This window comes from Vibrio sp. V01_P9A10T6 (assembly GCF_963877065.1).
GTDB classification, from domain to species: domain Bacteria; phylum Pseudomonadota; class Gammaproteobacteria; order Enterobacterales; family Vibrionaceae; genus Vibrio; species Vibrio anguillarum.
This window is the reverse complement of the sequence record NZ_CAWNTB010000213.1, coordinates 1-14564: the sequence shown is the minus strand read 5'-3', so window position 1 is coordinate 14564 and position 14564 is coordinate 1. Positions and strand designations below refer to the sequence as shown.

Sequence of the window (14564 nt, the reverse complement as noted above, 5' to 3'; positions counted from 1 at the left end):
TTAACTTACTGATTTTTTATATCAAAAATAAATTTAAAAAAACAAAAAATAGTTTGAGTTAAAATGGTTATATATGGATGACAGGCCAGAGAAATTTGAGTCCATCGGTGTGCAGATTTGAAAATGGCGACGAATAAATCGACAACGTGTCTGATGAAAGAGGTAGAGAGTGAGAAAAATAAATGAGCAACCGATTGTGCGGCAATTATTGCCGCTATTCTTGTTCCTGATAGTGCTAACGTCTTTCCCAACGCAGGCACAGGAAGAGCCCTATTCTGAATCGCCAATATTGGATCGTCCTTTGGTTGAGCGCTACATATTGGATGAGCTGAAAGCGTTAAGACAAGATCAACAAGATCTTGAACGGCGACTCACGATTCAAATTACCGACAGAGAACTGTCCGTTGCAGACAAGTCACTGAATTACTCGAATGTGACGGTGACCTATTTTTTCTATGTCATCGCTGGTGTTGCCTCATTAGTTGCATTAATTGGTTGGCAGTCACTTAAAGAAGTGAAGCACAATACGCGTGAGCTGGCCGATAAACGGCTAAATCAAATTGCGCAGGAATATGAGAAAAAATTTCTCGCCTTGGAGCGAGATCTTAAGCGCAAAACACGCATCATTACTGAAAACAACCGTGAAATTGAAATTATTAATGAAATCCATAACTTATGGCTGAGAGCGCAAAGTGTCCAAACACCAGAGCAGCGTATTGAAGTGTATGACGAAATTTTAAAAATCCGTCCCGGAGATTTGGAAGCGTTGACATACAAAGCAGATGCTGCGATGGAAATTCGAGAATACTACTGGGCACTGAGTCTATGTAATCGCGTGCTAGAGTTAGATGATGCTAATGCGCCAGCCTTGTACCAACGAGCATGTGCGTATGCGCGTATCGGAGCCGAAGAACAAGCGATTGAGGATTTACAAAGAGCCACGGAAATTAGCGCTTCATTGCGAGATTTAATTGCAGAAGAAGCTGATTTAGAAGGGCTACACGGCAATAAGAAGTTTGACGAGCTGATCAGTGGCAACGTTTGATTTTGTATTAAATTTCATCCACTTTTTATAGCGAACTGGTGATAATCAAACGTAATCTTAACGACAAATTATTATCATTAGACACACATACGCTTTTAACCGTTAATGCGCCTGACGTTACAGGCGTCAAGTCGTGATATCAGACTTTCTGATTCACTTTTTACTCTCTGTTTTTGTGAGATTAGATGTGGAACAACCATCCAAATTAGATCGCGTTCGCGCTGACTACAATGTTCATTATTGGAGCCAAGGCTTCTTCGGTATTGACAATCAAGGCGAAGTTTATGTTTCGCCGCGCCATGATAAGGCGCACCAAACCCCCTTGAGTTCGATCGTAAAGCAGCTTGAAGCGCGTGATTTAAATTTGCCTGTGCTTGTACGTTTTCCGCAGATCCTGCATCAACGCGTACATAACATTTGTGACGCCTTTAATCAGGCGATTGAAGAATACCAATATCCAAACAACTACCTGTTGGTCTACCCAATCAAAGTGAACCAACAAAAAGAAGTGGTAGATGAGATTTTAGCCAGCCAAGCGCAGCTAGAGACTAAACAGCTTGGATTGGAAGCGGGCAGTAAGCCAGAATTATTGGCGGTATTGGCTTTAGCCCAACAAGCAAGTTCAGTGATTGTATGTAACGGCTACAAAGACAGAGAATACATTCGTCTGGCCCTGATTGGTGAAAAGCTTGGCCATAAAGTATTCATCGTTTTGGAAAAATTGTCTGAGCTGGATCTCGTGCTGAAAGAAGCGAAAAGTCTAGGCGTGAAACCACGTTTAGGGCTCCGCATTCGTTTAGCTTCTCAAGGCGCGGGGAAATGGCAGGCGAGTGGTGGTGAAAAATCGAAGTTTGGGCTCTCTGCCTCTCAAGTGTTGACCGTTATCGAACGCCTTAAAAAAGAGCAGCAACTAGAAGCGTTGCAACTGGTGCATTTCCACTTAGGTTCGCAAATGGCGAATATTCGTGATGTGCGTAATGGCGTGAACGAAGCGGCGCGTTTTTACTGCGAGCTGCGTGATATTGGTGCGGAGATTGACTTCTTCGATGTGGGTGGCGGTTTGGCGGTGGACTACGACGGTACACGCAGTCAATCATCCAACTCGATGAACTATGGTTTAGCTGAATATGCACGCAATATCGTAAGCACGGTGAGCGATGTGTGCCAGTTATATAGTCAGCCAAGGCCAGTCATTATTTCTGAATCAGGTCGCTCGATTACCGCGCACCACGCCGTACTTATCACTAATGTTATTGGTACAGAAGCGTATTACCCAGAAGAGATTCCAGAAGTCGGTGAAGAAGCTCCGGTATTGCTACAAAACATGTGGCGTAACTGGCAAAGCTTAAGTGAAGGCTCTGATGCGCGTGCACTGATTGAAATTTACAACGATACGCAAAGCGATCTGTCGGAAGCGCACAACCAGTTTTCGACTGGCGTTATTAACCTTCAGCACCGTGCTTGGGCTGAACAGCTATCGCTGCGCATTTATCACGAACTGACACTGCAAATGAGCACCAAAAACCGCTTCCATCGTCCTATTTTGGATGAACTGAATGAGCGTTTGGCGGATAAGTTTTTTGTTAACTTTTCACTGTTTCAATCATTGCCAGATGCGTGGGGAATCGACCAAGTTTTCCCTGTGTTGCCATTGTCTGGCCTTGAAAAAGTGGAAGATCGCCGCGCCGTGATGCTGGATATCACCTGTGATTCTGATGGTGCAATCGAGCAGTACGTCGAGGGGCAAGGTATTGAAACGACGCTGCCAGTGCCAGCATGGAATGCCGATGAACCGTATTTGATGGGATTCTTCCTTGTAGGGGCCTATCAAGAGATCTTAGGCGATATGCATAACCTATTTGGCGACACACACAGCGTGGTGGTGAACATGGCAGAGAATGGTGAAACCGAAATCGTATCGATCAACGAAGGAGACACGGTTGAAGATATGATGCGCTATGTCCATATTGATGTGGATGCCATCCGTAAAAACTACCGCGAATTAGTTAGCCAGCGTGTGGCGGTTGAAGAACAAGAAAATGTATTGCAAGAGCTTGAGCAAGGCTTGAGCGGTTATACCTATCTAGAGGATTTCTAAATGAATGATTTGTTTACTAAAACTGATTATTCCCTGTATTCCAATGCGATGACGTTTGTACGTCGTCCTTATGTTAAAGACCCAGTAAGTGCAGATGCCGATGTTGTGGTACTGGGCGTACCTTTGGATATGGCTACATCAGGTCGCCCGGGGGCGAGAATGGGTCCAGATGCGATTCGTCGCGCTTCAGTGAACCTTGCATGGGAAGGTAAAAAGTTTCCTTGGAACTTTAACTTGTTCCAAGATACCAAAGTGATCGACGCGGGCGATTTGGTGTTTGATTGTGGTGACGCTGAAGATTTCACTTATCGCTTAGAAGCGGCGACTAGCGAAATTCTAAAAAGTGGCAAAACCATGCTTGCTTTAGGTGGTGACCACTTTATCACGCTGCCTATATTGCGCGCTTATGCCAAATATTATGGCGAAATGGCATTGATTCACTTTGATGCTCATACAGACACCTATGCCAATGGCAGCGCTTATGATCACGGCACTATGTTCTATCATGCGCCGAAGGAAGGGTTAATCTCAGCCAAGCATTCTGTGCAAGTGGGTATTCGTACCGAATACAAGCAGGAAGGCCACGGTTTTAATGTCATCAATGCGATGCAAGCGAATGATATGTCAGTGGAAGAGATCGTCGCTAATATTCGTCAAACTATTGGTGATAAACCCGTATACCTAACGTTTGATATTGACTGCTTAGATCCCGCTTTTGCTCCTGGAACGGGTACGCCAGTATGTGGTGGATTGAATTCCGATAAAGTGCTGAAAATCATTCGTGCATTGGCCGGTATTAATTTGGTGGGAATGGATGTTGTTGAAGTTTCTCCTCCGTACGATCAAAGTGAGCTAACGGCTTTGGCTGGTGCGACAATTGCTCTAGAGCTGCTTTACGTTTGGGCTTCTAAGCCAAACGTGGCGTCATAAAAAATAAGTCAGCGCGCAGCACCACTGCGCGTTTTTCTTAACCATCATCTCAACGTATTTCCATTAAAAATCATCATCTTGTCTTTCAATGTAAAATTCACTTTGCGCACTCAATAATAAATATTAATGACATAACTTGCATAAGTGTTCGCCGTGTACCAATTTTATTAAGTTGGCTAGGTGTCTCATTGGTCTACCATTCATATTAATAATATGATCAAGTTTCACCTTAATCTTTCTAGCTGTTATACGGTGAGGGTGAATCTATGACTTTAGGTTTTAAAAGCAGAATATATGTGAGCGTAGCACTGCTCGTTGCGATTTCTTTAATTGTTTTGGGCACCATCAACATGCTGTCGTTAAAAGAGAAGATGATTACCTCTTTAACCACAGAAACTCAAAACAAGCTCAACTATCACGTTTCTGAACTCGAATCTTGGGTGAAAACACGTTATCAAGCCGTAGTTAAAGGTTCACAACATTTCCGATCTGCTCTTTCTGATCAAGAGAATGTCAACTTAGTTCGATTGTTAGCTGAGAGTGCGCAAATTTCAAATGTCATTATGGCGTATGACGATGGCCGTGCCTATATGTCGTTTGACAAAGACAACGGAGTTGTTACAGGTCAACAAAATTTCACCAGTAGGGATTGGTATCAGCAAGCAAAAACCTCTCGAACTGCTCAGGTAACTGAAATTTATGAAGATAAAATCACCGGTAAACAGGTTATTAGTGTAGTTATGCCTGTCTACCAACAAAGCCGTTTCATTGGTGTTTTGCTGGGAGATATCCAACTGGATGAGGTTATTGTCCAAGTCAGTAATATGCGCTTTGCTGGCGGTGCAGCGACACTAACCGACAAGAATGCTGTCTTTTTTGCCAGTGATGATCCTAGTGATATTGGACGAACGCCCTCGCAAGTCAGCCCTAATTTCCTCGAAATGGAGAAACTTTTTAGCCAGCAAGATGCTGGTCATTTGTCATTTCCTTATTTAGGTATTGAGTTTGATGGTTATTTCAAGCGCGTTAACCTAACCGATAACATGTACTGGACCATGATGGTGTTCGTCGACAAAGGTACAGCGTTAGCTAATGTGTATGAAGCGCAAAGTAGTGCTATTTACACTGGAGTGACTTTGCTCATTATCAGCGTCGCGGCAATCTTCGTCATTCTTAATTATATCTACAAGCCTTTGTTGCGCCTGAAAAAAGCGGTGCTTGATCTTTCGAAAGGCTCCGGTGATTTGACACGCCGCTTGGAGGTGAATGGTGATGATGATTTAGCGCAGATAAGCCAAGGCTTCAATTTATTCTCAGAAAATCTACAAAAAATGATGTTGCAAATATCTGATGCCAGTCAAAACATCTCCTCTAATATTGAGCAGTTAGGTCAAACGGCAAAGGAAAATGAGCGCATGCTGCTTTCGCACTCATCTGAAACAGAGCAAGTGGTGACGGCCATTACTGAAATGAGTGAAAGTGCACGTACTGTGGCAGAGAGCGTCACGCAATCGAATCACATTACTGACTCGGCGAGCAAAGAGGCCAAACAATCGATTATTATTGTGAATAATGCGGTTGAAACGGTCAGCTCATTGGTGAGTGATGTCGAGCAGATGTCTGAGCGCATTGCCAATATGAACAAAGATGCGATCAAGATCAGCGAAGTATTGACCGTGATTGGCGCTATTTCAGAGCAAACGAACTTGCTTGCGTTGAATGCGGCGATCGAAGCGGCGCGTGCGGGTGAGCAAGGCCGTGGGTTTGCGGTGGTTGCAGATGAAGTTCGTGCTTTAGCAGCGAGAACGCAAAACAGCACTACTGAAATATCAGATATGCTGGCCAAGCTACTTGAAGGGACGGATAGCGTTGTAGCTGCAATGGACAAAACTAAAAACCAATGTCAAACCACAGCAGATAAAACGTCTGAAGTTTCTGGCAGTTTAAACATCATGAGCACTTCCGTTTCCGAAATTGATGATTTGAGTACGCAGATCGCAGCTGCGACCGAACAGCAAAGTACAGTGGCAGAAGAGCTCAGTCGCAATATGCTAGCGATAAGAGACATCGTTGAATCATTGGTGGTGAGTGGCAGACAAACCGTCAGTGCTACAGAGTCACTCTCTTACTCAAACCATGAGCTTGACCGCTTGGTCTCCAACTTTAAATTAAAGTAATAAAACGCCGCTAACGCGGCGTTTTATTTGGGATTGAGCATGGAGAGAGCATCATGAAAACAGCGTACTATAGCGTGTGGATAGATGAGCACGCCAATCAACTGAACCCTGCGTTTGAGCAAATTTTCCAGACAGTGAAAGCGCATTTTTTTGCTCGCGATCCCAATCGTTGGCCTTTGTATCGTATTCACGAGATCGCTCGTTGGCTTGAAGAGCGAAAAATTGATGCGCCAACCGTGGTAAATACTGCATTGCAGCAACAATTACGGCATTCAAACACCATTCCTCGACATTCGAGCCACGCCATTCACCCTTTTAACGACTTAGCGCTTTATGCCGCCAAACGTTCAAAAAACTGGGATGACCCTCGCTCAGTGGAAAATGTGATCTCGACACCTTGTGATCCGGCCATTCACGGTGCGCTACTTGCGACTATTGCCAACCCTAACTTGGTTTATAGCGAATATGCGGGAGATGCCATTGAACTGGAAAAATTAGTCGTGCGGCAAATCGCGCATTTAGCTGGTTATGATAGTGATCAAGCGACTGGAGTATTCACACAAGGAGGTACATTTTGTAATTTGTACGGCTATCTATTAGGTATTCGAAAAGCGTTGCCAAAGTCAGCTCTGAATGGTTTGGCGGGAGAAGATTACAGGATATTCAATTCAGAAGCAGGTCACTATTCAAACATGACAAATTTGTCGTTGTTGGGGGTTGATGTTCAAGGTAAAGCGATTCGGATCAAAGTTAAAGATAACAATGAAATGGATTTGGCTGAATTAGACCAACAATTGATTTTCTGTTTTAAAAATGGCATTGCTGTTCCTAGCATAATGTTGACATTTGGCAGTACCGATACCTTCGCAACTGATGATATTGAACAGGTTTATGCGATAAGAGAAAGAAGATGCCAAGAATATGCGATTTCGATAAAACCACATATTCATGTTGATGCTGCTGTTGGGTGGAGTATGTTGTTTTTTCAAGAGTATGATTTTGAACGCAACCCTTTATCGCTTAATCGGGCAACACTGACGGGTATTGAATCCTTATTGCCGAGGATTAAAAGTTTACAATTAGCGGATTCATTTACGGTCGATTTTCAAAAATGGGGTTATGTCCCTTATACTTCCAGCTTGGTGATGCTCAAAAACAAACACGATCTCGCGGTATTAAAAACAGATCCCGGTTATTACTCCTACTTTGAACATGCTCAAAGAGAAGAGAGCCATTTGCAATCGACCATTGAATGTTCACGCAGTGCCGTGGGTGTTTTTTCTGCCTATTCAGCACTGCAACATTTAGGTATCGAAGGCTACCAAACCGTGATTGGTCATACATTGCAAAATGCTAATTATTTACGCTGCCAATTAGCCGCTCTACCACACTGCAAAGTGGCAGCAGTAGAAAACCAAGGGCCAAGTGTTACTTTTCGTCTCTATGACCCACAGAAAGTGACGTGTGCTGAATCGATGTTTGAGCAAGAAATGAACGTCGCACGTCAGGGTTCTATGGTTGATTCGATAGTAGAGAATACGCTCTACCATCGTCATCAGTTCTTATCTCATAAAGGCCAGCATCTTAACACCAATTGGGTCGATTCGATTGCGCGCACTCATTATGATGATACTGGACATTGCTTACATATTCCGGGAGAAAAAGCGGTTTTAATGAACCCCAATACCACCCGAAAACATATCGAACAGTTTTGCCAAAACATTGTTCGGCGCTAGCCATGGAAAGGGTGAGCGCGAACTGAAATGAATGACTAGTCACGTCAATGTAATGTTATTTTTCACCACGGATGCGGTATGAAGAATGTATTACCATGTGCGCGTGATATTAACCTGAATGTTACATTTTAGATAACAAGCTGTCTCAAGGAACGATAATGAAAAAACAACTGTTGACCCTAGCAATTAGCGTTTGCTTTACCTATGTGGCGCAAGCAAATGAATGGGGATATGAAGGTGAACGTGGCCCTGAACATTGGGGACATGTTTCTAAAATTTGTGAAATGGGCAAAAATCAAAGCCCAATTGATATCAATGGCCTCGTTGAAGCTGATTTAAAATCTTTAGATATCCACTATTCAGGCGTTGTGGGTACATTGACCAACAATGGACACACGCTGCAAGCCTCAGTTTCAGGGAAAAATACACTGGTAGTGGATGGTACAGAATTTGAACTCAAACAATTTCACTTCCATACCCCTTCTGAAAACTTAATTAAAGGACATCAATATCCTTTAGAAGCGCATTTTGTGCATGCTGATGCGGCTGGCAATCTGGCAGTTTTGGCGGCGATGTTTGAAACGGGCGCACAGAATGAACCATTAGCCCAGCTTACTGCAGAGTTGCCTAAAGTTGGGACGAGTGTGCAGTTAGCAAAAGGGTTAGCAGTACAGTCACTGTTACCTAAGCTAGATGAGTATTACCGTTTTAATGGATCACTCACAACGCCGCCTTGCAGTGAAGGCGTGAGATGGTTGGTGGTCAAGCAGCCGAAAAGTTTGTCACAGCAGCAAAGTTTAGCGCTACATAGTGTGATGGGAAATAACAATCGGCCCATACAAGATCACAATGCTCGCTTAGTGCTAGAAAAAGAATAACAACGCTCTTTGAGAGATTTGAAGTCGCAGTCGGGCTCACAGGGTTTACTATTTCCTTTCCGCTCTGCTTCTTCAAAATTTAGGTGTAAGTGCTTAATTTAGCTAAGCTATTTTTTGTGCTTATTCATTAACAGCATTTAATGTATAGCGGCTTGCACTGGCCAAAGATAGCGGTTTTGAAAACCAATAGCCTTGCAAATAAGTTGCGCCCATCTCTTTAAATTTTTGGTACATGTCGCCAGTTTCAACCCCCTCAATAACAATATCGACGCCATTGGTGTGACAAAACTGGATGAGAAAGGCTAAATATTGTTCTGATGCTGGGTTAGTCAGTGTTTTCCATACAATGCTTTTGTCTATTTTGATTTGATTGAGAGGTAAATCAAAGAAGCTATTGAGTGAGCTAAAACCAGCTCCAAAATCATCCAGCGACAGTTGAAACCCCATTTCATTTAAGGAGTGAAGCTGGTTAAGCGCATTTTTATCGCCATCGAGTATCACGGTTTCCGTCAGTTCTAACACAATAGAAGAGGGCAATACACCGGAAGCCTTAGCCATCGTTAGTATCTGTTGTGGGAAGTCACTTTTCAGAAGTTGCAGGACTGAAACATTAATATTAACCCGAATATTGACCCCATTTTGTTTATTGTAACGGCCAATAAACTCACAGGCTTTTTCGAAAACAAAATAGCCTAAATCAACAATCAGCCCCTTTTTTTCTGCAACGGGAATAAATTCGTCCGGGAAAATCTCACCAAACTCTTTTGAGCGCCAGCGGACTAAGGCTTCAAAGCTGGATACCTGTCCTGATTGTGCATGAATAATGGGTTGGAATTTCACAGATAATGAACGTTGAGCTAATGCTTCTTTTAAGCCTCTTTCGATGAAGAAATAACGATCAACGTTCTTTTGAATTCGGCCACTGTAAATTTCGATACGAGAATGATTTTTGGCACTGGCAAATTGGCAAGTTCGTGATGCAATATTTAACAACTCATCGGCAGATATAGCACGGTTTATCTCAGGATAGACACCAATGCTAATATCATTACCATAGAGGTGCCCATGCTCCGTGGCGGATTTCGAATAGTGCTTCATTATTTGAGAGCAGATATGCTTGAGTTCATCGTATGAGCGTTCTCCTCTAAGTAATATGGCAAAATCGTCAGAGCGAATACGGTAAAAATCAGCAAATTCATCGGGCAGTTCACGCAGCGCACTTACGACGTGATTCAGTAAATCTTTAACAATATCTGAGCCATATTGATTGAGATAAGACTTAATATCTTCAAGTTGGATGTAGATAAGTGAATAAGGCTCTCCAATTTTGAGTGCTTTCTCATCAATATCGAGCAGTAATTTACTTCGATTATAGAGGCCTGATGAGCTGTCAAAAAATGCAGCTTGATGAATGTAATCTTCCATCAATTTTTGATCTGAGATATCTTTATGGCTACCCACCATAAAATGTTCACCGTTCACACTTTTTGTGACCGCATTCCCCTCTAACCAGATATATTGACCATTTGCTTTTTTGACTCGGTATTGAATCGTTTCCCTTGATTCAGTGGTGCTGATATGCTCGTCGACGCGGCTATTGAGCAGTGCACGATCCATAGGATGAACCAAACTCAGCCAATCAGCATAGGAAATAGTTTCGCTGTTTACACCAAATTGTACATAAAATGTTGGATTATAGAGCACCATGTTTCCATCGCTGCTCATATAAAACAGACCTTGACTAAAAAAATCGAGAATATGAACCAGACGCTGCTTTGCAACGGCACTGTCTAGGTCTGAAATTGAATACTCTTCCTGCGGAAATGACATGGTCATGTTAATCCTAATTCAAGCGAAAGCAGCAATGGATGATATGATAATAGTGAGTCTTGATCCAAAACATTGCTTTATGACTCATCTTTAAAGAGTACTATAACGCTTGTACTAAGATGTCTCAATTATAAAACTATTGATTCATCAATTAGGCACAAGTTATCAGTTTATTTCACGGAAGTTGTTATTTCTGAAACGAAATGGTGAGACTTAAATAACGTAGGATCGCATTGTGCGGTTTATTCGTTGTGGAAAGAATAAAAGCGACAAATTGTCGCTTTTATTCATGTAGAAGTCATACGATTTAACGATCCCAATACGCTTCTTCTAGGCTATCTTCACGTTCTGGTAATGCTCGCGATAAACGAGGAGAGTGCTGTGTGAGTACTTCGTAGCTGACACGGTTTGCATATTTGCAGATCTGAGATAACGAAGAGTAAGTGAGATACGGCACATCATGTTTGGCAGAGTTTGGAACATTGCGTTGATGATAACTATTCGCGGCCATATCGTGCAATAAAGCCGATAGCGCTCCGTCTCCCGCTCCGTTAGTGTTTTTGATTTCCAATGGGCCACCCAAGTAAGGGCCAATGTGTGAATACACTTTTATTGGGTTGAGGCAGTCTTGTTTTCGCATCGCACGGCTAAATTCGTACTTGTTAAATTCAGCAATATTACCTGGTAGGAGAGGTAGTTCAGTTTCGCGCTTTGCACTTTCATCGGTGTAGCTAGCCATATAAAGACCCACGGGCCCCGCGGTGCAGAGGATTAAATCTACCCATTCGAGTGCTTTGTTAGCCGCAAGCAGTGGATCTTTCTCACCAGTTAACGCTTCACCTTCTTCTTCATTCATGGCGACGACTGTGATGTTTTCTTTGATGTAGTCTTGCCACCACTTCGCATTACCTTCAATTACATACTTAGTGCCTAGGGTTAACACCACTGGAATGTGCTTGGATTTAGCGATCTCAATAGCGCGTTTGACCGCAAGTGGCATTGGATCTTCGGGTTTTCCACGCATTAAGTAAGAAGAAACAACTAAAGCGGAAGCTTTTTCAAAAACTTCTTCAGGAACACTATCAGGGCGAAGTTTATTCATATGCCCTTCATTAATGGCGAAGGTGCGCTCTCCATCATCAGAAATTAGGGTGTAGCAACGTCCGATAGGACCATCGACAGTTTGAAGATGGTTTAGGTTCATGCGCGATGAGGTTCTACACAAATAACGATAGCTGTATGAGCCGACTTCAATATTTTTGGACATCACGCCGAGCAAAACGGATTTGCTATCGGCCAACACAGAGTAGTTGTGCAGTGTGTTGCCAATCGTATCTCCCGGGTATTGGTGAGTAATTAAACCTCGTTCGACTAGCTCTTCATAGAGCGCATCGGCTTTGCTCTCTTCGAGCACCAGTGAGTGACCTTTACTCAATTGATGTTTCTCTAAGAACTCATTGTCTACACGAGCTTCAATATCAACAATGGTTTGCCCAACACCGACCACTGTTGGGCGGTGGAGCATAGCCGTTTGTTGAATTTGATTGACGAGAGGGTCACGAGCATGAGTCGGAAAATAGTGCTTAGATTTACGCTGTCCAGGAAACTTCATGTTGAAAAATGAGAATTGAAAATTTCCCGCATCATATCACGGATATGAAAGGTTCCTTTCATTTTTATTACATAAAAAAGTGAGCCAAATCCAGATCGCCGAGGCGTTAGCGGCTATTTAGTGAGCGTTATGTCCGTACTATAAGCCTTAGTCCCCCAAAGCGGTACGGTCGATAGGCTGTGCTTGAAGCTACCATCTGTTTCTTTGGTAGTATAAGACAAGTAGATCAGGGTTTGATTTTCTGCATCGTAGATACGTCTGACTTTCATTGACTTGAAGAAAATGCTTTTTGACTTCTTAAACACGATTTCGCCTGATTTGCTCTTATCAATTTTCGCAATCATTTCTGGCGTAATGTCACCAGTCTGACGACACGAGATTGAGCTATCACTTGGATCAGAAAGACTCAAATTAGCCTCAATTGAAGCAATATGGCACGTAACACCAGTCACAATATCATCACTTAGATTTTCGATTTTTACGTCTTTAAGCGTGAAAAATCCGAGCGATACATCGCCAACTTCATTGCTATCACAGCCAACTAAACCGAAGCTAAGTATGAATGCGGTGGTGATGAGTTTCTTGTTCATGTCTATAATCCATTTATCCATCTTTCTGCACATGATAGCAGCATCAAAGGAGAATGATATAGGCTGTTATGTTGATGTTTTGGCCAGCATATCTGCAGTTTAGATGAGGATAATGTGAGTAATGGCTTGTCGCATATCGATCTGGTCAGTATCCTGCTTGCAACAATTAGAAGAAGAAGTAAATAACAATGATTAACCAACCTGACGTTGCCGCCATTAAAAACCAATGGCTATTTGACCAAGTGAATGTCGAATTTCCAACAGAGGAGAGCTTACAAGGTCGAGATCTCTACCAAAAAGCGGTTGTTCAACGCAGTTCTCGCCCTTTTATTGAGCTCACTGAGGAGCCTAACCTATCGTTGCTCGAAGAGGTTTATTTGGTTGATTTTCATCGGATGACAATATGGTTTGCTTTGTTGCAAGCAAGCTTATGGAGCGATAAAAACGATCAATCAAAAGTTATCGAATTCTTTACCCAAATCATTTATTCAGCACCTTGCGAGCTTTACTTAGGTTTTCAAAATGGGGAGCCTGTGGCTGCTGGTATCGTCACCTCCACTTCACATGAGATACTCATTTCCGACATCGTTACTCTGGATAAAAATGCATTTGGAGGTGAAGATGTATTCACGCGGTTGTTGCTCGCAAAATGGTGTGCTAATCATGAGTGCAATGGTAATGTTTTTATAGAACAGTAGATTGTCCTGTTAAAGTGCTTCATTCAGAGTTTAGAATCATATTTATTCTGAATTTGCACTTCGACACGACAGGTGATGATAACGTCAGCTGCAATATCGTATTGAGCGTAAAAGAGTGATGTGGCTATAAGTTATGCATATCAACTCTTATCTTCGTTTCATTCTGTTAACTCAATCATTTTATACATTCATCCAGCGGTTAAAATTAAGCATTGGATGAAGGAAGTGTTTATGACTGAGAAAAAAATAAAATGTATTATTTTCGACTGTGAAGGTACTTTAGTTGATAGTGAGCGTTTGTGCTGCGAAGCGCTAGTCAATGTGTTGAACCAACTAGGAGCCCACCTTACTTTTGCACAAGTGAGTAACCATTTTGAAGGTGGAAAGATTGCGGACATACTGTTTCAGGCGCTTGAACATACGAACATTAACGCCGATCTTGATCTTTTAGAGAACCTTTATCGGGATAAAGTTAATGAGCTCTTCGAGCAATATCTTTTACCCATGGATGGTGCGATAGAACTACTTGAGTATTTACGCCAGCAGGGTATTGAATACTGTGTCACCTCTAATGCACCTAAAGAAAAAATATCATCAATTTTACAACGGAGCGGTTTGCTCCCGTTGTTTGAAGGACGCATTTTTTCAGCCTTTGATGCGAATAGCTGGAAGCCTGAACCTGATTTGATTCGTTATTGTGCAATGAATATGGGATTTCTTTTGCAAGAATGTATTTATGTGGATGATTCAGCAAAAGGGGTTGAAGCGGGTATCAATGCAGAGGTACCAACCGTTCAGCTAGCACCTCTTAACCCACAGGGTTTTTCTCAAGCGCCTAATGTCGTTGTTATCGACACATTACTCGAGCTTAAACCATGGCTCAATGCACATTGTTGGCCAAGCAATGAATGTGTTTATGACTGATTAGCGCTGTGTGTACACCAATCATTTGCTGGACGCTTTGTAAGCG

Annotated in this window: 11 protein-coding genes; 8 read left to right on the top strand and 3 right to left on the bottom strand. The window is 42.6% G+C overall.

Annotated elements, in window-relative coordinates; all coding sequences use genetic code 11:
- The first annotated feature begins 220 nt into the window (after positions 1–220).
- From AACQ21_RS16650 to AACQ21_RS16625, 6 genes are all read left to right on the top strand, one after another.
- A complete protein-coding gene (locus AACQ21_RS16650; protein ID WP_258174229.1) occupies positions 221–1045 on the top strand; it encodes a tetratricopeptide repeat protein in 825 nt (274 codons plus the stop codon).
- A 187-nt stretch (positions 1046–1232) separates the two neighbouring features.
- The gene (gene speA / locus AACQ21_RS16645; RefSeq protein ID WP_026027469.1) at positions 1233–3143 is read left to right on the top strand and encodes an arginine decarboxylase; all 1911 of its coding nucleotides are present in this window, start codon (positions 1233–1235) and stop codon (positions 3141–3143) included.
- Positions 3144–4073 (top strand): agmatinase, encoded by a 930-nt coding sequence (speB, locus tag AACQ21_RS16640; RefSeq protein WP_013867969.1) that lies wholly within the window; start codon positions 3144–3146, stop codon positions 4071–4073. It abuts the gene before it with no gap.
- Between the two features lie 266 nt (positions 4074–4339).
- A complete protein-coding gene (locus AACQ21_RS16635; protein WP_019280802.1) occupies positions 4340–6250 on the top strand; it encodes a methyl-accepting chemotaxis protein in 1911 nt (636 codons plus the stop codon).
- A 53-nt stretch (positions 6251–6303) separates the two neighbouring features.
- Positions 6304–7986 carry a pyridoxal phosphate-dependent decarboxylase family protein gene (locus AACQ21_RS16630; protein WP_105977199.1) on the top strand — a complete coding sequence of 561 codons (1683 nt, stop codon included), beginning with the start codon at positions 6304–6306 and terminating at the stop codon, positions 7984–7986.
- Positions 7987–8144: 158 nt separating this feature from the next.
- Positions 8145–8864: a carbonic anhydrase gene (locus tag AACQ21_RS16625; RefSeq protein ID WP_105977198.1), complete on the top strand. Its 720-nt coding sequence runs from the start codon at positions 8145–8147 to the stop codon at positions 8862–8864.
- Positions 8865–8984: 120 nt separating this feature from the next.
- On the opposite strand, the gene AACQ21_RS16620 is transcribed toward AACQ21_RS16625, so the two are convergent.
- The 3 genes from AACQ21_RS16620 to AACQ21_RS16610 form a co-directional block, all read right to left on the bottom strand.
- A complete protein-coding gene (locus tag AACQ21_RS16620) occupies positions 8985–10700 on the bottom strand; it encodes a putative bifunctional diguanylate cyclase/phosphodiesterase (protein ID WP_105977197.1) in 1716 nt (571 codons plus the stop codon).
- Between the two features lie 301 nt (positions 10701–11001).
- Positions 11002–12306, bottom strand: a complete 1305-nt coding sequence (locus tag AACQ21_RS16615; protein WP_013867964.1) for an inosine/guanosine kinase — start codon at positions 12304–12306, stop codon at positions 11002–11004.
- Positions 12307–12419: 113 nt separating this feature from the next.
- Positions 12420–12896, bottom strand: a complete 477-nt coding sequence (locus AACQ21_RS16610) for a CreA family protein (protein WP_026028212.1) — start codon at positions 12894–12896, stop codon at positions 12420–12422.
- A gap of 188 nt (positions 12897–13084) precedes the next feature.
- On the opposite strand from AACQ21_RS16610, the gene AACQ21_RS16605 reads away from it, so the two are divergent.
- Both AACQ21_RS16605 and AACQ21_RS16600 read left to right on the top strand, forming a co-directional pair.
- Positions 13085–13594, top strand: a complete 510-nt coding sequence (locus tag AACQ21_RS16605; protein ID WP_094166111.1) for a hypothetical protein — start codon at positions 13085–13087, stop codon at positions 13592–13594.
- 231 nt (positions 13595–13825) lie between these two features.
- Entirely contained in the window at positions 13826–14518 is a 693-nt protein-coding gene (locus AACQ21_RS16600) for an HAD family hydrolase (protein WP_181185570.1), read from the top strand.
- Positions 14519–14564 lie beyond the last annotated feature (46 nt).